The sequence below is a fragment of the Thermotoga maritima MSB8 genome, from assembly GCF_000008545.1.
GTDB classification, from domain to species: Bacteria; Thermotogota; Thermotogae; order Thermotogales; family Thermotogaceae; genus Thermotoga; species Thermotoga maritima.
Genome location: NC_000853.1, coordinates 1,027,213 through 1,048,833 on the forward strand (window position 1 = coordinate 1,027,213; position 21,621 = coordinate 1,048,833).

At 45.1% G+C, this 21,621-nt stretch carries 21 protein-coding genes; 12 read left to right on the forward strand and 9 right to left on the reverse strand.

Annotation, left to right across the window (positions count from 1 at the left end):
• Nucleotides 1–8: 8 nt before the first annotated feature.
• Complete coding sequence (locus tag TM_RS05135) at nt 9–1,091, reverse strand: AAA family ATPase (protein WP_004080527.1); 1,083 nt, start codon at nt 1,089–1,091, stop codon at nt 9–11.
• Nucleotides 1,092–1,245: 154 nt separating this feature from the next.
• Between TM_RS05135 and TM_RS05140 the strand changes: the two genes are divergently transcribed.
• Genes TM_RS05140 through TM_RS05150 form a run of 3 tightly spaced genes read left to right on the forward strand, consistent with a single transcriptional unit; the run spans nt 1,246 to nt 6,056 of the window.
• Complete coding sequence (locus TM_RS05140; RefSeq protein ID WP_004080525.1) at nt 1,246–1,722, forward strand: nucleotidyltransferase domain-containing protein; 477 nt, start codon at nt 1,246–1,248, stop codon at nt 1,720–1,722.
• Between the two features lie 4 nt (nt 1,723–1,726).
• Nucleotides 1,727–4,234: a hypothetical protein gene (locus TM_RS05145; protein ID WP_004080523.1), complete on the forward strand. Its 2,508-nt coding sequence runs from the start codon at nt 1,727–1,729 to the stop codon at nt 4,232–4,234.
• 49 nt (nt 4,235–4,283) lie between these two features.
• A complete protein-coding gene (locus TM_RS05150) occupies nt 4,284–6,056 on the forward strand; it encodes a DUF505 domain-containing protein (RefSeq protein ID WP_004080521.1) in 1,773 nt (590 codons plus the stop codon).
• Nucleotides 6,057–6,092: 36 nt separating this feature from the next.
• On the opposite strand, the gene gdhA is transcribed toward TM_RS05150, so the two are convergent.
• Nucleotides 6,093–7,343, reverse strand: coding sequence for a glutamate dehydrogenase (gene gdhA, locus TM_RS05155; RefSeq protein ID WP_004080520.1), 1,251 nt, complete (start codon nt 7,341–7,343; stop codon nt 6,093–6,095).
• Between the two features lie 146 nt (nt 7,344–7,489).
• On the opposite strand from gdhA, the gene TM_RS05160 reads away from it, so the two are divergent.
• Nucleotides 7,490–7,909 (forward strand): hypothetical protein, encoded by a 420-nt coding sequence (locus tag TM_RS05160; RefSeq protein ID WP_004080518.1) that lies wholly within the window; start codon nt 7,490–7,492, stop codon nt 7,907–7,909.
• Here TM_RS05160 and TM_RS05165 read toward each other — a convergent pair.
• From TM_RS05165 to TM_RS05185, 6 genes are all read right to left on the reverse strand, one after another.
• Nucleotides 7,889–8,770: a DMT family transporter gene (locus TM_RS05165; protein ID WP_004080516.1), complete on the reverse strand. Its 882-nt coding sequence runs from the start codon at nt 8,768–8,770 to the stop codon at nt 7,889–7,891. The two genes, TM_RS05160 and TM_RS05165, sit on opposite strands and share 21 nt — an antisense overlap.
• Nucleotides 8,771–8,937: 167 nt before the next feature.
• Nucleotides 8,938–9,939, reverse strand: a complete 1,002-nt coding sequence (locus TM_RS05170) for a hypothetical protein (RefSeq protein WP_010865243.1) — start codon at nt 9,937–9,939, stop codon at nt 8,938–8,940.
• Nucleotides 9,936–11,339, reverse strand: coding sequence for a hypothetical protein (locus tag TM_RS09670; RefSeq protein WP_244261681.1), 1,404 nt, complete (start codon nt 11,337–11,339; stop codon nt 9,936–9,938). The genes TM_RS05170 and TM_RS09670 overlap by 4 nt, the downstream gene beginning before the upstream one ends.
• Nucleotides 11,260–13,086, reverse strand: a complete 1,827-nt coding sequence (locus TM_RS09675) for a hypothetical protein (RefSeq protein WP_010865245.1) — start codon at nt 13,084–13,086, stop codon at nt 11,260–11,262. The genes TM_RS09670 and TM_RS09675 overlap by 80 nt, the downstream gene beginning before the upstream one ends.
• Before the next feature lie 77 nt (nt 13,087–13,163).
• A complete protein-coding gene (locus TM_RS05180; RefSeq protein WP_004080510.1) occupies nt 13,164–14,432 on the reverse strand; it encodes an MFS transporter in 1,269 nt (422 codons plus the stop codon).
• 2 nt (nt 14,433–14,434) lie between these two features.
• Entirely contained in the window at nt 14,435–15,196 is a 762-nt protein-coding gene (locus TM_RS05185; protein ID WP_004080508.1) for an alpha/beta hydrolase, read from the reverse strand.
• 97 nt (nt 15,197–15,293) lie between these two features.
• Between TM_RS05185 and TM_RS05190 the strand changes: the two genes are divergently transcribed.
• From TM_RS05190 to TM_RS05230, 8 genes are all read left to right on the forward strand, one after another.
• Nucleotides 15,294–15,815, forward strand: a complete 522-nt coding sequence (locus TM_RS05190) for a VanZ family protein (protein WP_004080506.1) — start codon at nt 15,294–15,296, stop codon at nt 15,813–15,815.
• A 68-nt stretch (nt 15,816–15,883) separates the two neighbouring features.
• Complete coding sequence (locus TM_RS05195; protein ID WP_004080504.1) at nt 15,884–16,345, forward strand: S24 family peptidase; 462 nt, start codon at nt 15,884–15,886, stop codon at nt 16,343–16,345.
• 317 nt (nt 16,346–16,662) lie between these two features.
• The gene (locus TM_RS05200; protein WP_004080502.1) at nt 16,663–16,944 is read left to right on the forward strand and encodes a hypothetical protein; all 282 of its coding nucleotides are present in this window, start codon (nt 16,663–16,665) and stop codon (nt 16,942–16,944) included.
• 189 nt (nt 16,945–17,133) lie between these two features.
• The gene (locus TM_RS05205; RefSeq protein WP_004080500.1) at nt 17,134–18,342 is read left to right on the forward strand and encodes an RNA-guided endonuclease InsQ/TnpB family protein; all 1,209 of its coding nucleotides are present in this window, start codon (nt 17,134–17,136) and stop codon (nt 18,340–18,342) included.
• Between the two features lie 60 nt (nt 18,343–18,402).
• Nucleotides 18,403–18,738, forward strand: coding sequence for a hypothetical protein (locus TM_RS05215; RefSeq protein WP_004080499.1), 336 nt, complete (start codon nt 18,403–18,405; stop codon nt 18,736–18,738).
• Between the two features lie 277 nt (nt 18,739–19,015).
• Entirely contained in the window at nt 19,016–19,897 is an 882-nt protein-coding gene (locus TM_RS05220) for an ABC transporter ATP-binding protein (protein ID WP_004080497.1), read from the forward strand.
• Nucleotides 19,894–20,685 carry an ABC transporter permease subunit gene (locus TM_RS05225; RefSeq protein ID WP_004080494.1) on the forward strand — a complete coding sequence of 264 codons (792 nt, stop codon included), beginning with the start codon at nt 19,894–19,896 and terminating at the stop codon, nt 20,683–20,685. The genes TM_RS05220 and TM_RS05225 overlap by 4 nt, the downstream gene beginning before the upstream one ends.
• Before the next feature lie 10 nt (nt 20,686–20,695).
• Nucleotides 20,696–21,298, forward strand: a complete 603-nt coding sequence (locus TM_RS05230) for a TetR/AcrR family transcriptional regulator (protein ID WP_010865247.1) — start codon at nt 20,696–20,698, stop codon at nt 21,296–21,298.
• 24 nt (nt 21,299–21,322) lie between these two features.
• Here the strand turns inward: TM_RS05230 and TM_RS05235 are convergent, their stop codons facing one another.
• The gene (locus TM_RS05235) at nt 21,323–21,565 is read right to left on the reverse strand and encodes a glutaredoxin family protein (protein ID WP_004080491.1); all 243 of its coding nucleotides are present in this window, start codon (nt 21,563–21,565) and stop codon (nt 21,323–21,325) included.
• Nucleotides 21,566–21,621: the final 56 nt, after the last annotated feature.

The following is a 21,621-nucleotide window of genomic DNA, read 5'->3' on the forward strand; positions in this document are numbered from 1 at the left end:
TCTCCGTTTCATTCGCGCAGAATCCTCTCAAAAACCGGATCAACTATTCTGTATCCGCTCTGCGTTTTTTCTATGAAGGACATCTTTTCCAGAGTTTCAAGGAGGGAGTACAATCGGGAGTCACCGATGAAGTCGCCTTTTGCGCGGAAGATGTTTTTCAGGGCAGACCAGGTGTTTATTCCCCTTGCGATCTGTCTCAATATGAATGGATACCTTTCGCTCCTTTTTCTGAGCTCTTCCATTTCCTTTTCAAAAAGAGCCTTCACGGCATGGAACACCTCTTTCAGTGCTTCATCTTTTTTCTTCTTTTCGAGGTACTTCACTCCAAAAAGGACAAGATACCCCACTATACCGTCTATTTCTCTCACAATTTCTTCCACGTCGAAGTTGATCTTCTCTCCCACTTCGCGGAAGCCTTCCATGAGGAAATCCACGGATTGATCGAAGGTGAACGGTCTCACCGTGAGAAAACCTATTCCACGGCCATGGAGGGGTGAGCTGTAGTCTTCGAGTTTCAAAAAATCGTGAAGAACGCCGACTTCTGAACCACTGATGATGAAGCGCACGTTTTCGAAGTTGTCGTAGCAGTAGGCAAAGAGTGCCAGAAGATCGTTTCCACCGCGAGAACCGTAGTATCTGAGATACTGCGCCTCATCGAAGAAGATGACTATCTTTTTCTTCCGCCTCTTTGCCGTTTCGTTCAGCTTTTCGAGAAGATCGGAAAGACTGAATTCCTTTGGATTGAGTTCTATCGATGTTCCACTCACTGTGATTCCACGGACCCTCTTGAGAACGTTCAGAAGTTTCTGAGATTTCGATATTCTGGACAGCTCCTCTCCGAGAAACCTTGTGAGATGATGGGACGAGATGTTACCCCCCGATGTCTCGTAGAGTCTTCTTCCGTCCACGGTTATGTGTAGAAGATCGCTTTTGTTCAGAAAGACTTTCACAAGGGAGGACTTTCCAACCCGCCTCAGGCCGGTGATCACAACGATCGGATAGGTTTCGAGCAGTTTTTCGAGGTCTTTCAGTTCTCTTTCTCTATCGAAGAGATCTTCCTTTTTCGTCTTGGGAGTAAGGGAGAAAAGCAAGTCGATCACCTCCATTCTTATCATATCACTTCTGGGGTCGGAAGTTGCTTCCGGGGGCGGAAGTTACAAAAGTTTCTCTTTTTGACTTTCTGGAGTGATAACATAATGGTGAAAAGTATGATTTAGATGAAAAGCTGTCTGGGGAGATGAGAAGATGATAAGGCCCGAATATCTTCGCGTTCTTCGTAAAATATACGACCGACTGAAAAATGAGAAAGTGAACTGGGTAGTTACAGGTAGTCTCAGTTTTGCGCTGCAGGGAGTTCCTGTTGAAGTTCACGATATCGACATTCAAACTGATGAAGAAGGAGCTTATGAAATCGAACGCATTTTCTCTGAGTTCGTAAGCAAAAAGGTCAGGTTTTCTTCCACGGAAAAAATCTGTTCTCATTTCGGTGAATTAATTATCGATGGAATAAAAGTTGAAATTATGGGAGATATTCGAAAACGGCTCGAAGATGGAACCTGGGAAGATCCCGTAGATTTGAACAAATACAAAAGGTTTGTAGAAACACATGGAATGAAAATACCGGTTTTATCCCTGGAGTATGAATATCAGGCATATTTGAAACTGGGCAGGGTAGAGAAAGCCGAGACGTTGAGAAAGTGGTTAAACGAAAGGAAGGGGTGATACATTGATCAAGAGGTTGTTTTTTGCCGTCGTTCTTTTACTTGTTGCAGAACTCTTCTCCGGTGTTCTCCACTTCGAGCACGCGGATGTTGTTTATCCAGAAGGATACTTTGAAAACGCCGTTCTTGTTGGAAACATCTTCGAGGCGATCAGGCCGAAGGTGATAGAGCTCGTTGGAAACGACCCGGGACGGATAACTATTGTCCTCAAAGACAGGGGCACCATCTCGAATGGCTACACGATGCCTTTCTTTCATAAAACGATTGTGGTCTACCTGTGGCCCCCTGAAAGCTGGCTTTCCTTTCGCCTTTCTCTCGAGGACTGGTACGCTTACGTTCTCATTCACGAATTCTCCCACATGTGCCATCTCACCTATCAGGACGAAATAGGAAAGACGGTAACAAAACTCACGGGAATTCCTCTTTATCCCCAACTCTTCAGCGACCTGGTGGAGGGTGTTACCGTTTTCAACGAGAGCTCTTTCTCGATCTCATCTGGAAGACTAAACAATCCTTTTTTCTCGAATGGTCTGTTCTACTACTCACTTCCCAACTTTCCATCTCCTGGTTACATAAAAGTAGCACCCGATGACGACTACAGAGACGGGCTTCTGTACTACAACTTCACAGCCGGGTTTTACAGCTACCTTGTGGAGACGTACGGCCTTGAGAAAGTGAAGGAGTTTTTCAGGGAAACTTCCAAAACGTTCAGTACTTTTGCCTTTGAGGGTTTCAAGGACCCATACGAGAAGGTCTTTGGAAAAACGCGCGAAGAGATCTACACGGACTGGATCTATTCTCTCACAAAACACGAGTACCCTCAGGGAGATCTTGTATACAGCGCAAAAAACACCTGGCTTCACAAGATCGATTTGTACGGGGACCATCTGGTTGTCCTTTCGGAAGAGTACGGGCCCTCCACTTCGTACACGGGGATGAAAAAACAGATTTTGAAGATCCTTGACCTGGATGGGAAAGAAGTTCAGAAGATTCCCGTGAGAAACGTTCTGGACGTGAAGATCGATGGAGAGAAGATCTACGTGCTCACCAAAGAAAAATCTTTCAACCGTTACGAAAATGTCCTGTGGGATGTGAAGGGTGGAAGACAGATTTCAAAGGGGAACATAAGCGCTTTCGATGTGGAAAACGGAAAGGTTTACCTTGCCTTTTACGATACGAAGACAGGAAAAGCAACAATAGAAGGATCGGAGTTTCACACCACGCTCGACGAATTCATAAGGTACATGGACGTATCAGATCGTTTTGTGGCGCTCTTCACAGAGAAAAACGACATTATCGTTCTGAAAACAAACGGAGAAGTCATCCTTGAACTGAAAAACGAAACAATGAAAGGACCGTACGTGAAGTTCTGGAAAGATGGAATAATATTCGTTCAGGTGGAAGGAGAACACACCGTTCCCTGCTACTACGATCTTGAGAAGAAAGAACTCCACAGACTTTCATCGAAGAGCCTCGTGGAAGATTTTGTGATCCAGGGAAGTGAAATTTACTACATAAGTTACATCCCATACGGCCAGACAGGGGGAACGGGTGTTTACAGAAAAGATCTGAGTATGGAACCTGTGGTGGTCGAAGTGAAAAAGAGTGAACCTTTTGTGATAGAAGGCAAAAAGTTTTCCACTGGAAACGAGTTCGGCTTCAGACTGAGAAAGTTTTTCCAGCCTGCGATGTGGTTTCCAGTGTATTTTGACAACGCTTTCTCTCTTTTCCTCATGTTCTCGAACGTGGAAAACAACACCTTCCTGTTTTTGATGCCGTCTGTTGATTTGAAGGGAAATTTCAATCAATACACCGGCTTTGTGGCTTCCAGGGACAATTTCACAGCGTACGGTGAATACTCCTCTTCTGGGGATTACAGTTTCGGTTTGACGGGGGTTTTAGGTGATTTTCCTGTTTCCGCAAACACACGACTCGACGTTACCTTTGAAATGAACTTCAGTTCGACCCAAACATCTCTGAACAGTGAAGCAGGAGCCGCTAACAACATTGGAGTGGGTGTCGATCTCAGAACGTATCTGCTGGATATGCCTTCCTCTTTGAAGGTGTCCCTGAATCTTCTCAATGACGACCTCTCACACCTTTTCGATCTGAACAGTTTGTTCTGTTTCGCTGGCCTGACTTCAGCGCTTGGAAAAGACGGAAGTTTCTCCGCAAACATCAAGTTTCAGCTTTTAAACTCGGAGGATTTCTCCTACGACGTGTCTTTTGCCCAGACGCTTTTCAAAAACAGTGCAGAGCTTTTCGATGGTTTTATTCTTCTCAGAAACACGGGGAACACGTTGGGAATCGCTCGACTGAGATTTTCCAATGGAGAAGAGGAGCACGTTATCTATGATCACCTTTTCCAAGAGGTGTACATGGAAGGGCTCAAGTTCTATATCACAGTTGGCGGATTTTTGAACATGAACGATATTTCCTCCGGTAGTTTCTACGTGGGAATAAGTACCAGTCCGAATGGATTACCTTCTATTTCACTTTTCATAAGAAACTGAGTGGTAAAATATTAATGCGAGAAGACACATAGAAAAGGAGGTGGCATTAATGATTGTAACAAAAAGGCATGCGATCGTGCTGAAGAAGCTCTACGAGAAGGGAGAAGAGTTCAGCGTAAAGGAATGGGAGGACTTCGACAGAGAAACGCTGTGGCACCTTGAACTTGCTGGCCTGGTCAAACCCGTCGGTGTTGAGATGTACGATCTGACCTTTTCTGGTAACATCCTTGGAGAACTCCTCACGGACATGATAAGAGAAGGTGTCTTGAAGAATCCTGAGGAATGGGACGACTCGTTCAGGTGGATCGGCTCCGAAGTCATTTCCATGATCAGATACTCGAAGCTGGCTCAGTCGAGAGTGAGAGGAGAAGTCGCTAAAGCGCTTGAAGAGAGAGGATTCGCGAAGGAAGGAAATCTCACGCCTTACGCTTATACTCTCGATGAGATTTACCATGCGTCACATCCCAGACTGGTTGTGAACTTGAAAGTTGCGGAGTACCTGAGAAAGATGGTGGAGGGTCCGGGGGAGTCCAGCACGCTTCCTGTGGGAGGAGATGAACTCCTTCAGCTTGAAGCGATGAGGATGATAGCCTTCTCTGTTCCAAGGTCTGATGTTTACGCTCTCACAGGACTCGGACAGCAGATCAGGGCGGCACTCAGAAAGGGTCTTGTTGTGACGGATGAACTGATTCTCGACGAACTCATTCTGGACACTGTCGCGAAGGCTTACGAAGGGAACCAGTTGAGTGATTTTGAAAGAAACGCACTTCTCGAAAGAGGCCTCATTGACTGGACGGGAGAGCTTCACCCAATGGCGGAGCATCTCTACCTTGCGTGGAAGATATACAAAAAGGGTCCTTACCTCATGACCCCCGCTTTCCAGATCTCGGAGGACGAAGCGAGGCTCCTGGAAGTGATCGTCAAGCTCTGGAAGAGGCATGAAAAGGAAGATGATGTCTTCCCAGAACCGAAGCAGATAGAGAAGGCAGTGGACTGGGAGTGGAAGAGAAAGGATCTCACCGTGAAGCTTGCACTCTACAACCTTGAAGGTTTCGGCCTTTTGAAATCGAGAGAACACAAACACGGAGCAAGGAGGACGCTCGTTTACGAGTTGACCAGCTATGGTGAAGAAGTGCTTGAAGATCAGAGAAAGAGCCTCAGGAGTGTCACGGCTGTCGGTGTGAAATCAATTACCATGACGAAGAAAGAATTCGCAGCTCCAAACATGGAATGGTATGAACAGGCAAGAAAAGAAGGCCTCGTCAGCGATGCTGCTCCCACTTCTTCTGGTCGTCTCTACGCGAGGCTTTCTGTCGAAGCCGAGAGAAGACCGCTCATAACGAACACAGAAATGAAGGTTCTCAGAAAGGTTCCGTACAAAGCGGGTGTTTTCATCGAAGATATGAATCTTTCAGAAGAGGAAAGAATAGCACTCGACAGTCTCGAAGCGAAGAATCTGGTGGAGATTTTGCCCACAGACGTTGTCACGCTCACAGAAGCGGGTCAGCTCATGAAGAGAGCTCTCTCTGCTGTTTCCGATGATGTGGAAGCACCGGTGACACCCCTTGTGATCAGACTTCTTCAGGCTATAAGAACACACGGCGGACTTCAGATGAGGGAGAAAAGGATCAGGATAAACCCGGAAAGCTGGAAAGTCGTAGAAAGAGAACTCGGTGTCGACCCGGAAACTTTCGATGATACAGTCAACCTCGCCAGAATATCTAAATTCATCACAGAAAACGCACTGACAGAAGCGGGAGTAGCACTACTTCAGGCAGTGGATGAACTAGCAAGAAAAGAGTATCCATGGGTTGAAGTTTGATGAATACAAAGCCCCACCTTCCCGGTGGGGCTTTTTTCACGGATAGATACCTCTCTTTTTCGTGGCGTACGCAACTCGATCGATCGCAAGAATGTAAGCTGCTGTTCTCATATCGACGTTGTATTTCTCCTTTACTTTCATAACATCGTTGAATGCTCCTTTCATCATCTTTTCAAGGGCGTTTCTCACCTGATCCAAATCCCAGAAGAAGCTCTGAAGGTCCTGAACCCATTCAAAGTAAGAAACCGTAACTCCACCGGCGTTGGCGAGTATGTCTGGTACCACAAGAATTCCTCTTCTGCTCAGGATTTCGTCGGCTTCAGGTGTTGTGGGACCGTTTGCTCCTTCCACCACGGCTTTTGCCTTTATTCTTTCCGCGTTTCCAGCGTGGATAGCACCTTCCAAAGCTGCAGGGACGAGAATGTCAACATCCAGTTCCAGAAGTTCTTCGTTGGTTATTCTTTCACCCTTCGGATATGTAACGACCGTTCCGTGTTCTTTTTTGTATCTGATCAGCTCCTCCACGTCGAACCCCTCGGGATTGTAGATACCGCCTCTGCTGTCGCTCACCGCAACGACTTTCGATCCGAGTTCTTGAGAAATCAAAAGAGCGGCGAACTGACCCACGTTTCCAAATCCCTGAACGGCAACTGTTGCTTTCTTTGGATCTATTCCCAGAACATCCATTGCAAGCCCTGCACACACCTTAACACCACGACCCGTGGCTTCTTCACGACCCTTTGATCCTCCCAGTTCCACGGGTTTTCCTGTGACAATTCCCAAAACGGTGTGACCCACATTCATACTGTATGTATCCATGTACCACGCCATCACATCTGCGTTCGTGTTTACATCTGGTGCAGGTATGTCGTTGTACGGGCCTATTATCACCTGAATCTCTGAGAAGAACCTTCTTGAGAGTCTTTCAAGCTCGTTTCTTGAGAGTTTCTTTGGATCTACCCTGACTCCTCCCTTCCCTCCACCGAAAGGCAGATTCATCACAGCAGTCTTCCATGTCATCCAGAATGCGAGGGCTTTCACCTCATCGAGTGTGACATCGGGGTGGTACCTGATACCACCTTTGGCTGGACCTCTCGCAACGTTGTGCTGCACACGGTATCCTGTGAAGACTTCGACGTGGCCGTCATCCATTCTCACTGGGAATTCAACGATCAAAACACGTTTTGGTCTTCTGAGAACCTCTGCAAGGTCTGATTCCAGATCCATGAGTGATGCGGCACGGTTGAACTGTTCAACTGCCATCTCGTAGAGGCTTTTCTCCGGCATACATTTCCCCCCTCGAACAGAAGTATGCGATATAAACCATATCGTTACCTATTGTATCATTTTGGAAACAAAAATAAAAATTTCATGAAAAATTTCTTGAATTCTGTGACCAAAAGGGTTTAATATATAGCCGGAGGTGATGTGAGATGTATAGAGATAAAATTGCAAAAATTATCGGTACTGTCTTTTCGGCATTGACAGTACTTCCACTTGCGATTCCTGTCTTTCTCTCGTTGTTGGTTCTTGTGACGAGGGGAAAATTTCTCTACGATTTTTTCATGCCGGCGGAGCTCTTCGTTTTCACACTGGTGGGAGGTTTGGGTGTTATAGTTGTCCTTGCACTGATGAAAAAAGATTTCAGAAGGTTGGCAGTGGCTCTTTCGCTGGCGCTTCTCAATCTGATCGTTTCACAAGTCTATGCCAACGTAAGTGGGCTTGCACATGGAAGCACGGAACTTACAGGAACACATCTGTTCATTGTGAGCACATTCATCGTTCTTTACCACTTCTTTGCCTTCCTGGTGGTGTTTGAAAGTTTTAGATCGTTAAAGTTTCTGCGCTCTTGATAGCCTTTTATAACTCCTTCTGAGACTCATGATTATCAGAGAAGATATTATCAATCCCATCCCTGCAATCTGTTGAATCCCAACCGTTTCGTTTCTAAAAACAACCCCCGCTATCACAGAAACCACCGTTGTGAAGTTGGAGAAGAGGGTGGTGAAGATGGGAGACAGTTTCCTTATGGCGTAGTTGAGGAGGAAAAACGCGACGGTGGAAGAGAGAACACCGAGATACAGGGCACCGATTACCACATCAACGTTGAACACCGGTCTGAAATCACCCGTTGAAAGACTCAAAAGGGTGAAGAAAACTGCTCCGGTCATCATCATGAAGAAGGTGATTTCAGTTGGCGTGAACTCCTTTGAAAACTTTCTCGAGAACACACTGTACATCGCTCCAGAGAGTACGGCAAGGAGCATGAAGACTTTCCCAACGATGTTTCCCGGTGTGATGTTGAAACCAACTATCAATGAAACTCCAAGAAAACCCATTCCCACAAGAAGGTAGTGAAGAAGATCTCCCTTTTCTTTGAGAATGAAAGGAGCAAGGAGGTTGACAACGATCGGTATCAGGGCGATGATCATACCGGCTTCTGAGGAGTTCACTCTCTGAAGGCCGTACGTTTCGAAAAGAAAGTAGAGCACAGGCTGAAAGAGAACGAGTTTCCAGAGCTTCCAGTAGGGTTTCTTTCCAAGCTTCACAGCACCAGTTATCAAGAGGAGAAGGTAAGAGAGAAAAGCCACGATGAATCTGAATGAAAGAAAAGTCAGGGGAGTTACATAATCGAGAGCGTTCTTCGTGAAAAGAAAAGAAAGTCCGAATATCGTGGAATAAGCAAGACCTGAAAGAAGAACTCTTAGATCCATGTTATACCTCCAGCGTTTTTGTCTGTGATGGCATCACAGTTGAGATTTTACTATAAGAAATTCGAAAAGCTAACTACCATTCCACAGAGATTCTCTGGACCATTATTCCGCGATAATAATTGTACGCGGTGAAGCCAAGAAGGTAAAAGATGTGCAGCCTGTTGTTTTCATGTATCAGATTTATGCTCCAGGGGGCCAGGAAAGATCCTCTTTTCTCCGATTTCAAAGTAGTCCAGGCTCTCAAGACCGTACTTTTCCATGATGGCCTTTGTGAGGTCGAAGGTCTTTTTCAATTTTCCATCCAAACCGATTTCGATAACGACAGTGTGAAACGTTGAGTAATCTAAGCCCAGAGTGAAAAAAGAATCATCCGTGTGACCGAGAACCGGGTATCCACCGCCACCGCTTGGTATGGAGAAAGGAATCTTTACCGTTCTTTTCTTTTTCTTTTTTCCGAACTCGTAAACGGTCAGCTCTCTGTTCATCCATCCTTCCACTCTGTAGTACTTTCCGTCTGCGAAAAAGTCCGGAAGATAATCCAGCTTGAATTGTTTTCCTTTCTCAGAGAGAGAACCTGAATAAGAGAACACCTGACAGAGGTAAGCAGAGGAATGTCCAGAACCGGTGATCTTGTAGGCAAGAAATTCTACTCCCGATTCGCTCGCTTCGTTGACCAGAAAATTCTCGAAATCCAGTTCTTTCTCATCGAGAATGTTTCCTTCTCTGTCGATTCTCATCAGATATAGAAAATTCTCTCCATCGAGCCCGACACTTCCGAGAAACAGAAAGTCGTTGTCGAGTTTGTACAGTTCTCCGTGGTAGAACGATACATCTTCATAAGGAATGTTCCAGATGTTGTTGTAGGTTGGTTCTCTGTAATCCCAGACATTGGAGTTGAGTTTTCTGTATCTTAAGATGAACCCGTCTCCGCTTGCTTGCCTGTAAGCGTATATCTCGAGAACGTTCTCTCCATCAATGATGGCATCTTCAACGTAGTTGTAGTTGTTCCCGAGGTAACACAGATCCACTCCTTCGAACGAAACGGCTTCTTTCGACACAGATCCCACAAAAACCAAAAATTTCCCGGAATCAAATCTAACTTTATCGATGCTCTGAGCGAAGAGCACAGCCGAGAAAAGAACAAACAGGATCAAAATACCCCTCTTCATTGCTTTACCACCTCCTCGAGATACGCTTGAAGTTCAGAGGTGATTCTGTTCCATTCTTCGTAGAGATCCGGATGTGTGACATCCAAACGTCTCAAGAGCCAGTATTTAATTTCTTCTGGCACTTTTGCTCCCACGGCAGCGAACGGATCTGTCATGATTTTCTTCTGTATCTCTTCTTCTTTCCTCTTTCTTTTCATTCTGCTCATTTTTTTGAGGGAATCTATTTCCGACATTATTCCGGATTTGTAGTTCGGGAGGGCTTTTATTGTGGCTTCGACCAGGCGATTCTCGAGAACAACACTGGGATCTCGAATCTCGTAACCTTCCCTTGTTGGATCGTCAGTGATTCTTCTAAGATAGTTGTTGAGGATGTATTCCTGATTTTTTCTGTTTCTCTGTGAGAGCCATCTCAGAAAGTCATAGGTTGGATATGTTTTTTGAACTGTTCGACCGTCTTTGTTTATGTATGAGTAAGACAGTACGTTGGTTTTGAAGGGATCTTCCTGTTTGTAGGCTTCGTATAGATCTGTCCATTCGTCTATGATCGCGTTGAATTCCTCCACAGTGTCAAATGAAGACAGGCTGTAGAGTCTTTCGAGTGTTTTTCTCACTCTGTCTCCTTCCGGATCTTCTCCTTCTAGTTTCTCCCTGAGCCGGAAGAACTTTTCCAAAAGTTCAGGAACGTTTTCCAGTTTACGTGAAATCCCTATGCTCTTGTACGGAAAATTTTTGTCGAAGAAGTCGATCGAATAGCGATAATAATTACCGGCCAATCTGTAGTTCTCGTCAACTTTCAGCTCGTTGTCTGTCAGAGAGACGTAATAGTGAAACATGTGATACTGTTGTATTTGTTCTCGAGTCTTTCTCACGGCCTGGTTGAACGCTTCAGATCGCTCTGCGAGCTCTTCTTCTTTCAGAAACTCCTGGAAAGTTCTGGCTGCTATCTCGTCGATTCCGATCGCTCTAAGATGCTCGTTTTCTCTCAGATAAAGGAGGTTGATTCCATCGTATTTCATCATCTCTGTCAGATGATGAACGTACTCGGGTTTGAATTCTTCAATACTCCTTTTTATCTCATCGCCCTGTTTCATCAGAAGATTCCATTGATCGACAAGTGTATTGTAAATCTCTGCCTTTTTGTAGGTATTGTTCACCAGAGCCAAAAAGGTATCGAGATATTCTTCGGTTTTGATTTCCATACTCTCCAGATCGTTCAATCTGCTCATCGCCTCGTCGATTTTCTCCTGAATTTTTCTTATCAATTGTGAAGTTTTCATGATCAGATGAGTCTCGAAAAGAATATCGAGTGCGATCTTTTGATCAACATTCTTTCTGAGTTCTTCTGCTTGCTCTAAAATTTCCGAGAATTTGTTCAGAATTCCTTCCAGGTTGCTTTTCATTTCTTCTATTTCTTTCTGGTTCTGGAAGGTCTTCTTTTGCCTGTACGACGTACCTGTAGTAGGCCGGTATGACCGCCCCCTTATCGAGCGTTCTGGAAGAGATGTGTTCAAGGTTTCGAGCGTTGTAGCTGATTTTCCCCCATTCCGAATCGGTCTCCTGAAACTTCTGGTTCAGGGAGGAGAATTCGTCGTCGAGATTTTCGAAGAGAAGTTCTTCGTCTGTGAGTCTGTATTCATCACCTATGAATTTTCGCGAATACGCGATGACTTCAAAAGAAGACCGAGCGAGTGGGTTAGCGTGAAAAGCGTAGAAGGCTTCCTCCAGTTTTTTCCGAAGTACCTTCACGGCGTTTGGATCATCCACATTCTCGAGAAATTCTTTCTTTAATTCTTTGAGGTACGCACTGTACTCTTCTTCACTTTCGAATTGTATTTTGGACACCTTCGGTTCATCCAACATGATTTCACCGGACGATGGAACAAACGTTTCGTAAACCATCAGATGTGTTTCTGTGGCAGAATCGATTATCTCGGCTTCCACCCTTATTTCTTCGTCCAGGGTTAAAACCAAGTCTGACAGCGAGAAGGAAGGAGAGTTCTCAACGTGAAGATCTGTTTTTTGAGTCTTGATCGTAACCGTGGCGGATTTGACCTCCTCAGGAAGTTGAACGCGAAGATTTTTCACAATCTTTCTTTTGTAAGTGGGGATTATGTTAATGGTTTTAACGTAATAGGTGCTCTTCTTGTCTGAAAGCCACGGATCGTATCTTGAGAAGAGATCTTTCTCATCGAGTACCTTTGTGTAAACGGTGTTGCCTTTGAGATCTTTCAAAACGATGGTGATCTGTCTTGATTTCATATCTTCCAGCGAAGAAGAGATCTTGTGTTCCTTCTGTACCTGTGCACTCAGGTTGAGCTCAGGAACTGTGAGAACAAACACTTCAGGGCTGTTGATTTTTAGAGTGATGTTCACGGTGCTTTCTGAGAGAAAGTAGTTCAGCGCTTCTTTTTTTCTCTTGAGAACGTATTCCGCTCCACGTTTGAAAAGCTCCCTTCTCCACTGTGTGATCCAGAAGTGCTTGACTTCGTCCACTGTGTACGCTTTGTAGGAGAAGTTCAAATACAGCTTTTTCAGTTTCTCATACCACGGTTTGGATGCGAAGTCGCGTTCGTTCAAAACCTTGTTTCCCACGTTGTAGAGTCCATGCTTCATTCCCTCGTTTACGAATATGTCTTCAAGGAAATCTCTGACTTCGATGGAATCATCTGTCTCCAACCATCTTTTGAAATCCTCTCCCTTGAAAGCGAGCGGATCTTCCTCGAGGATTTCTTCCAGTTCTTTCATCTTCAAACTCACAAATTTCTGTGAATACTCTTTTATTCTCTGATCGAAAACGTACTTTTCCACTCTGTCCCAGAAAGGCTGGGAGAAGCTTAGAACGGTGAGCATTGTGTTGACGTAAGGAATCAGGTTCACAATCTGGGAGACGCCTACTTTTGAAAAATTTTCGAAAGCCTTGTCGTAGTTTCCTTCTTTCAAGTGAGAAATTCCTTCGCTGACATCGAGAACATCGAGAAAATTGGAAGCTCCTGAAACAAAGAAGCTGTACTCCTCAGCAGGTATTTCGAGAAGACTCGCAAAATCCTTTGCCATTCCAAAATCATTTCTGACCTCTTGGTAGGTAGTAAGTTGAGCAAAGAAAAGGGAGGCCACAAGAAGCAATGGAAGGATAACGAATCTAAACACCTTATAAACATCTCCCTTTGATTGAGATAACTCAGTATATCATTTTTAACTGCTGTTTGCCAAAGAAAAGCAGAGATTCATCTTGTCTGGGAATTCTTGGCAAGTTCTATCATGGTCTTCTGGAGCCTTTCCACGTCCTTTGCAAAGTAAAAAACCAGAACGAAAAGCAGCACCGCACAGATAAGCCAGAAATACGCAGAGACTTTCAAGGCAGCCCCGAGAGATCCGAGAGCAACGGACATCACTCCTCCCGCGAATTTTCCAAATCCCGTTCCGAGTGAATCGGTGAGGTTGAATATGGAGAATATTCTTCCCCTTTCCTGGGGTTCGTTGACGTTCAAAAGCATGAACTTCACGTTCGGGCCCGTGAGACTCGCGGTGAAAGAAGCGATGAAACCAAGTAACATGAGCACGAGAAGACTTCCCATGTAGTCCAGGGTCATAACAGTGAAGAAAGTTCCAAGAGCGGTTGTGATAGAGCAAAACAGCGGTAGGAATGGTCTGGATTTCGCGTAGATGCTCGCTCCCCACAGCCCTCCAAGGATGATCCCCACGATGTTTCCAAGACCGAACACGAGGAAAACGAGGGTGGCCGTCTCCACCGAAAGACCTCTTTCTCTTCTGAAGAATTCCACAAGGAAGTAAGGAATGGCACCCCAAGGAATCGTCCCTGCTATGCCCTGAAAGAACAGAAGAAGATTCGTTTTCACCTTCACGAGTTTCGCGTAATCAGAGAGTTTTGGTGCTTTTGGATATTCGTACCCGGACTGAACGAGCTCTCCAATTCCTTTTTCAAAAGCACCTCTTTTCGGTTCTTTCAAAACAAAGATACTGAGAACGGCAAAGAAGATATTCGGAACAGAAACAGCGATAAACGGGACTCTCCAGCCGTATTTCGGTCCCAAAAAGCCTCCAACGATCATTCCAAGAACACTTCCTATGGAAATCGCAGAAGATATGAGAGCCACGACTTTTCCTCTCTTTACCTCGTCGAACATGTCTCCTATCATTGAATAAACGATGGGAAAGGACGCTCCCACACCTATTCCGGTGAGGGCTCTCCAGAAAAAGAGTTCCCCATAAGAGCGAGAAAACGCGCTCATGAGACAGGGAATCTCACCGACAAGAATGGAGTAGATGAGCAGGTTCTTTCTGCTGTATCTGTCGGCGAGGTACCCCCATACGAGACTCACAAGGGCTCCTATCACCGTGAAAGACGAAGCAACGAGACCTATCTGAGCATCCGTGATGTTGAATTCCTGTTCTATCGCTCCTATGTTTGGAGACATCACCATCTGATCCGCGTTCAGGAGAACCATGAGAATCAGAATGAATATAACTGCCATATTCATTCCCCCTTCAGCCACTCGATAACTGCTCTGGTGACATCTTCCTTTTCCACATCGTTGCTCAGAACGTGACCGGATTTTTCAAAAACAAGAAGCTTCCTCTTTTCTGATCTGATGTTGTTGTATATGAACTCGGCTGCCTTCATGGGAACCATGTTGTCGTTTTTTGCCGCGACGACGAGAGTGGCTGATGTGATCTTTGAAACACTCTTTCTTGCCAGTTTCATGAGTTTGTAAAGCTCAGCTGCCTGTTTTGGCCAGTTGTAAGACCAGTACTCTTTTCTCAGGTATTCGATGTCCGGGTCTTCGTACTTTTCTGTGTTTTCACAAGGCATCTTCTTCGTAAACAACTTCAGAATCGGTGTGAGAACTATTCTTTTGTCGAACACATGAGTTGCTGCAGCCAGTGTGACCAGTTTGGGAGGATTCATCTGAGAGGCAAGGATCAGAGCAATCACACCACCCATGGAAAGTCCCACCACATAGACTCTATCGCATATGGCTTTTAAATCGTAATATGCATCGAAAGCGCGTCTCAGCCAGTCTCGAGCGGTTGTCGTCAGAAAATCCTCACCGCAGGTTCCGTGTCCTGGAAGTCTCGGAACAGAAACGGTAAAGCCGGCTCTGTTTACCTCCTTTGCCATGTACTCGAAATCGTGTGGAGAACCGGTGTATCCATGGATGAAAAGAACCCCTTCGTTTCCTCCCTCAAGAAAGATCGGAAGCGACTTCTTCACAGTTTTACATCGTGGAAAATTCATAGGAGCACCCCCTGTTGAGTTTTTGAATACAACAATATTTTAACATTTAGTTACAGGGAATATGAAACGATGGTAGAATTCCTGTTGAGGTGGTAGGATGAAAAGGTCTTTTCTGGTTCTAACCCTAATACTGATGTGGATCGGTCTTGTTTTTTTCTTTTCATCGCAGCCTCCCGATGTTTCTGGAAGGCAGTCCGGAAACGTCTATAAATTCCTCAAAAAGGTAGATAACGTTCTCGACTTCACCCAGACGAGATGGTACAGAAATCTGAGATCCCTACTCGAAAAATGGTGGTTCCCTGACAAGAAGCCAACGGGGGAAGATCTTGTCAGAAAATCAGCTCATTTCGGACTTTACTTTATAATGGGTATTCTTTCTTTCACATTTAGTTATACTTATCTTAGAAAGTATGTTTTTTCTATTTTGATGGGAGTGTCTTTACCTACATTGATAGCCGTTCTCGATGAGTACAATCAAAGTTTCAGAGGAAGAGGGGCTTCTTTGTACGACGTGATAGTGGACATGAACGGCGCTGTGATAGGAACCGTCTTGATTTTTCTATTTCTTCTCACCCTAAAGCTGTTCAAGAGGAGAGGCCTGCGCAGACGGATTCTGTGATATAATTGGCCGAGAAAATCTTCACCGAAAATGGCGGGAAACACTAGACAAAGGAGGGGGACAATAATATGGAAGAAAAGGTGGAATTCATTCTGGAGGTCAGATCGATTCCCGTCTACGGTGATGAGTTCTCTCCCAGGCTCAGAAAGTTTTTCCCGATCGATTACGAACCAGTAGAAAGAGTTACGGTTCCCACTAGCAAAAAAGCGGACTATGCCGTGATGATCTCCTCGAATTTGAAACCTTTCTCCATTAAGGAAGGAGACTACATCCTGATAAGCCTTGACGACGAACCTCAGGAAGGAGATCTGGTGGCGGTACTGGTAAAAGATTTCAGGATAACAGTAGGAAGAGTAAAGGAGAGGCAGGAAGACATCTTTGTGGTAGAGGTGGGCAACGAGGTCGGAATCTATAGGTGTTTTATATTCCCATATCTTGACCAGTTGCACAGAAGTTCATTCGAACTGAGTTTTAATCCTTATGTTCTTGGGAAAATAACAGCGATTCTCAGAAAAAAACCGGCACATTAATTTTCTCGTTTTCAAACACACTTTCCGCTTCCCTCCTGGAAAGAAATAGATTATTTGATGAGACAGAAACCTTCTCCCTCGTTATGGTTCCCAGAGAGAAAACTCACAAACGAAAATCTTGCCAGAAAAAATCATCCTGTTTTTGACTTTTTATAATGGGTATTTTTTGCAACTGAATCATACTAATATTAGTTAGTATGAATACAACCAATAGACATGAACGGTGCCATGTTTGGAGTGATGACTGCTCTTCTGGTGCTGGTCGTTGTGAGGTTGATCACCCGAGCGTACAATATCCGCCGGGGAGGGGGGATAGTATGAAAAAATTTGTGGTGTTGTTAGTGGTTCTTGTCCTTGTCTCGTGTTTCGCCCAGGTGCCAGACTTTCTTTTTTCCTCGAAATATCCCGTTTCTGAATGGATCAGGCCGGGTCTTGTGGTTGTGTACCAGCACGAGGGAGGTACTCAGTCTGGAGAAAGTGCTCTATACGCAACTGGTTACAGAATTTTGATAGTAACGGATGTTCAAAACAGCGTACCCTGTGGAATAGGCATCACATTATTCATCCATCTGACTGATTCATGTTTACTTCAGGGCTGAATCCCGTTCTGGTGTTCGTCCATCCTCAGGAAGTTCAGGCTACACTCGACAACGCAGATGTGTATGCTCAGCAGGAAACGGTTGTACAGGGTGGACAGAACCCCAACCACGCAAGCTATTCTCCTTCAGGGAGATAGTAAGTGGTTGTTGTAGCTCGACTGTGTTACAATTAGCACAGGGAGCGAGAAAATGCCCAGACGTGTGATACGAACCTACAAACTCGCCATACCAGGACATTTGAATCAAATATGCGAAGAACTCAACCGCATCGCAGCAAGAATCTACAACAAAACGATGTCTCTTGTGCAAAAGATACACCAAAAGAAAGGCTTCTGGCTGTCCTGGCCCACCGCAGACAAATACATCCTCCGCTGGGCAGAAAACATCAAAATCCACGTCCACTCAAAGCAGGCATTTGTTCAGCTCTACTTTCAAGCCCTCAAAGGGTACTTCAAAGCAGCCAAAAAGAATCAAGATGCAAAACCTCCCTACAAGAAAAAACGCTATCTACCGTTCATATGGAAAGAAAGCGCTGTAAAACTTCTATCAGACGGCACCCTGAGACTGTCTTTGGGCAAAGAACGAGAACCATTTGTTGTACAAACACCTCTCAAACCTCCCCTTCGCATCAAACAGGCAAGACTTGTCTTTGAAGATGGATACTATCTCCACCTTGCGATAGAGGTGGAGATTGAAGAAAAGAGTGCTAATTCTGGTGTTATGGCAGTCGACCTTGGAGTGCTCCGTCCCATCACGTGCTTTGATGGAAAAGAAGTCATCAGCTACCACGGAGGAGTCCTCAGTAGTGTTCTTCGCTATCGAAACAAACGCCTTGCAAGCCTTCAGTCTGCCATAGCAGAGTGCAAGAAAGGGTCAAGAAGGTACAACAAGCTTGTTCGTGCAAAGAAAAGAGTCCTGAGACGGCTCAAAAACCAGATCAACGACATCATGCACAAGATCACAAGCAGTTTCATCGGACTGTGCCTCAGAAAACAAATCGGAACCATCGTGATAGGAGACGTCACAGGGATCAGAGAAAGAGCGGACTACAGCGACAACGCAAACCAGAAGATCCACCAGTGGCAGTTCAGAAAACTCATCGAGATGATAAGGTACAAAGCAGAGCAGTTCGGAATCGAAGTAAAGCTCATCTCAGAAGCGAACACGAGCAAGACGTGTCCTGTCTGTGGTGCAAAGAACAAGCCGAACGGAAGAAGGTACCACTGCAAAACCTGTGGTTTTGAGTATCACAGGGACGGAGTTGGAGCAATCAACATCTGGAAAAGGTATCCTGGCACAGGCCAGGTAGTAGCGGGTTTGGCCCCCGTCAGAGGTGTTAGGTTTCACCCGCACCTCTGTGGCCATGGAGCGTCTTTGGCTCCATGGAAGGTGGCCTGAGAGCCACCAAAAGTCCCATCCCCTTCAGGGGATTGGGAGAAGGTCAATCCTCAGGGTAGTGTGAGCAGTGAATTTTTAGGGGTCCAGGGAAATATCGCAAGATACAGCGCCACGTACAGCATGGGAACTGTGTTTCCACAGAAAGCAGAATTGATAGGATTTCCCTCGATAGGGCCGTTCTACATACACCCTGATCTTTTGAAGAAGGATGTGGTTCTGGAAATACCCGATATCGGCTTTGTCTGGCAGAATGAACCCGGCAGCTACGGGGTGGACTCTGTCATCTACTTCAACGGTCAGGAATGCTACAGGGCATCATGCTACGAGAACGGCCTCGCTGCAGAGATAAAGACTGTCCAGACGGGTCTTGTTATCGTTCAACAGCTTGTTGAATGAGAAAGGGATGAAAGTGAAAATAGCTGGCTGGAATATATTAGCCAGTATCCGGAGCTTTTTGAAAAGCAGTTCCTGGGTTAGTATCTCGGTTGCAAATTCATTCGCTGGCTTGAGGATGAGCTTTCACTCGAGAGGATAGCAAAACTGAAAAGGGAAAAGATCGAGAGTAAAATTTTAGAGTTTCTTCGATTATGAATGCTTTCAATTCAGGAGATTTACCTTACTTGATTTTATTTTGTTATAATTTGACTGACCAGTCAATCAGGGAGGTGTTAAGGTGTCGGTAGTTGAGGTGAGAGATCTCACCAAGTACTACGGAAAGTCCAGAGGAGTGGAAGGTGTAACTTTCTCAGTTGAAGAAGGAGAGATATTCGGCTTCATCGGACCGAACGGTGCGGGGAAGACAACTACCATAAGGCTTCTCCTCGGTTTGATCTTTCCGGATTCTGGTCTGGCAGAGATTTTTGGGAAAGACGTCCTGAAAGAAGGAAAAGAAATCAGAAAGAACGTTGGCTACATTCCAGGTGAGGTGAGCTTTTACCCGGAAGTGACTGTGGAGGAATTTCTCAGGTACTCCGCCAGTTTCTATGAAAAGGTAGACTGGGATTATGTGAAGGAACTCTGCGGTGTTTTTTCGCTCGACACGAAAAAACGTATCAAGGAACTCTCCATGGGAAACAAAAAGAAAGTGGCTATCGTTCAGGCTTTGATGCACAGACCGAAACTTCTCATCCTGGACGAGCCCACGAATGGCCTCGATCCTATCGTTCAAAACACCTTCTTTGAAATTTTAAAAAACGAGAAAGAAAAAGGTACGACCGTGTTCTTTTCCTCGCACATATTAAGTGAGGTAGAAAGACTTTGCGATCGCGTTGCGATGATAAAGGATGGGAGAATCATCAGGGTGGAAAAGGTGGAGAATCTCAAAGGGGAAAGATACAAGGTGGTCCGTGTCAAAGGTGAAAATCTGGAAAAACTGAAAGATCTGGCTGAAGTGAATCGACTGAAGTTTGAAAACGGCACGGCGGAGTTTCTCTTTTCAGGAAACGTTGAAAGACTCCTCGAAATTCTTCGAAGTTTGAAACTGTCCGATTTCTGGGTGGAAGAACCTTCTCTTGAAGAGATATTCATGTCCTACTATCGGGAGGGAGAAGAATGAACATATTCAGGTGGGATATGAAGAGGTACATGAAGAGCACGATCGCTTGGACGGTCGTTCTCATTCTCCTTCAGCTCATGTACGCTGCGTTCTATCCGAGTATGGCAAAGGAGACAGAGTTCATAACGAAGTGGATGAAAGTGATGCCTAAGGCGTTCGTGAAGCTCTTCGGACTGGAAGACATGGACTTTTCCAACATCATGAACTACCTTGCCATGGTGTCCAGTATCTACGTGACACTCGTTGGAGGGGTTTTCGCTTCTTTGGTGGGTGTGAGGAGTGTTTCAAGAGAAGAAAACGAAAAGACCGTTGAGTTCCTCCTTTCGAAACCGGTTTCGAGGTTCGAAGTTGTGATCTCAAAGTTTTTCTCATCTCTGGTACACGTTCTCATTTTCGATGCGCTTCTGTTCAGCAGTTTGTTCATGTTTGCAAATATCTACAGTTCGAGCCCGGTTGAAGTAGAAAAATTTGTTGTCTTTGCTTTCAGTCAGGTGTTTCTTCACTTCACGTTGATGAACATTTCTTTCTTTGTGGGCACTTTGAGGTCAGACGGTGCGCTCTCTCTTGGGCTCGGTACAGTGTTCGTTCTATACGTTTTGAACATGATATCGAAGATCACGGACAAAGCGGAGTTTTTGAAGTATTTCACTCCGTTTTCCTATGCGGATCCTTCCACTGTTATAAGACACGGTTTTCCGGAATTCTCCGGTCTTTTCTTTGCGCTTGTGAACATAGCACTTCTGATCAGTTCGATCGTTTTGTTCTCGAAGAAAGACATTCTCGTGTGATGGAGGGATCGTGTTGTCGAAGAGGGATGCAATACTGAAGGCAGCGGTTGAGGTTTTCGGGAAAAAAGGTTACGATCGAGCCACAACAGACGAAATAGCAGAGAAAGCCGGGGTAGCCAAGGGTTTGATTTTTCACTATTTCAAGAACAAAGAAGAACTGTACTATCAGGCATACATGTCCGTTACAGAAAAGCTCCAGAAGGAGTTCGAGAATTTCCTTATGAAAAACAGGAATAGAGACATATTTGACTTCATGGAACGGTGGATAGAAAAGAAACTGGAGTACTCCGCTTCTCATCCCGAAGAAGCAGATTTTCTGATAACGCTCGTGAGCGTGGATGAAGGACTCAGGAAAAGAATACTTCTCGACCTCGAAAAATCACAGAGGGTCTTTTTTGACTTCGTAAGGGAAAAATTGAAAGATTTAGATCTCGCAGAAGATGTAACGGAGGAAATCGCTCTGAAATTTCTGATGTGGTTCTTTTCCGGATTTGAAGAAGTCTACCTGAGGACCTATCAAGGTAAGCCCGAACTGCTGAAAAGAGACATGAACACACTCGTTGAAGAAGTGAAGGTCATGCTCAGGATTTTGAAGAAAGGCATGACAAAATAATAAAGCGGGGGATTCCCCCGCTTTTTACGATATTCCAAGGAGTCTGTCGATTTTTGCCTTGTCGAATCCGATGACTATCTTGTTGCCGATCTCTATCACGGGAACTCCCATTTGTCCGGTCTTCTTCACCATGAGCTCGGCTTCTCTTGGATTTTTTGTTACATCGACTTCTTTGAACTTGAGCCCCAGCGATCTGAAGTATTCCTTCGCCTTCCTGCAGTACGGGCAGGTGGGAGTTGTGTAGATTTTGATTTTCAGGTGCTGCATCGCTTCACCTCCATTTTCTACTTTTTTAGTCCAAATTTATTCTATCACAGCTGACG

Coding starts and splice junctions, on each gene's coding strand:
- TM_RS05185 (WP_004080508.1), bottom strand. CDS start 15,196: ATGAATTTTCCACGATGTAAAACTGTGAAGAAGTCGCTTCCGATCTTT.
- TM_RS05140 (WP_004080525.1), top strand. CDS start 1,246: ATGATAAGGCCCGAATATCTTCGCGTTCTTCGTAAAATATACGACCGA.
- TM_RS05170 (WP_010865243.1), bottom strand. CDS start 9,939: ATGAAGAGGGGTATTTTGATCCTGTTTGTTCTTTTCTCGGCTGTGCTC.
- TM_RS05180 (WP_004080510.1), bottom strand. CDS start 14,432: ATGGCAGTTATATTCATTCTGATTCTCATGGTTCTCCTGAACGCGGAT.
- TM_RS05225 (WP_004080494.1), top strand. CDS start 19,894: ATGAACATATTCAGGTGGGATATGAAGAGGTACATGAAGAGCACGATC.
- TM_RS05235 (WP_004080491.1), bottom strand. CDS start 21,565: ATGCAGCACCTGAAAATCAAAATCTACACAACTCCCACCTGCCCGTAC.
- TM_RS05150 (WP_004080521.1), top strand. CDS start 4,284: ATGATTGTAACAAAAAGGCATGCGATCGTGCTGAAGAAGCTCTACGAG.
- TM_RS09670 (WP_244261681.1), bottom strand. CDS start 11,339: ATGAAAAGCAACCTGGAAGGAATTCTGAACAAATTCTCGGAAATTTTA.
- TM_RS05160 (WP_004080518.1), top strand. CDS start 7,490: ATGTATAGAGATAAAATTGCAAAAATTATCGGTACTGTCTTTTCGGCA.
- TM_RS05195 (WP_004080504.1), top strand. CDS start 15,884: ATGGAAGAAAAGGTGGAATTCATTCTGGAGGTCAGATCGATTCCCGTC.
- TM_RS05205 (WP_004080500.1), top strand. CDS start 17,134: ATGCCCAGACGTGTGATACGAACCTACAAACTCGCCATACCAGGACAT.
- TM_RS05200 (WP_004080502.1), top strand. CDS start 16,663: ATGAAAAAATTTGTGGTGTTGTTAGTGGTTCTTGTCCTTGTCTCGTGT.
- gdhA (WP_004080520.1), bottom strand. CDS start 7,343: ATGCCGGAGAAAAGCCTCTACGAGATGGCAGTTGAACAGTTCAACCGT.
- TM_RS05165 (WP_004080516.1), bottom strand. CDS start 8,770: ATGGATCTAAGAGTTCTTCTTTCAGGTCTTGCTTATTCCACGATATTC.
- TM_RS05190 (WP_004080506.1), top strand. CDS start 15,294: ATGAAAAGGTCTTTTCTGGTTCTAACCCTAATACTGATGTGGATCGGT.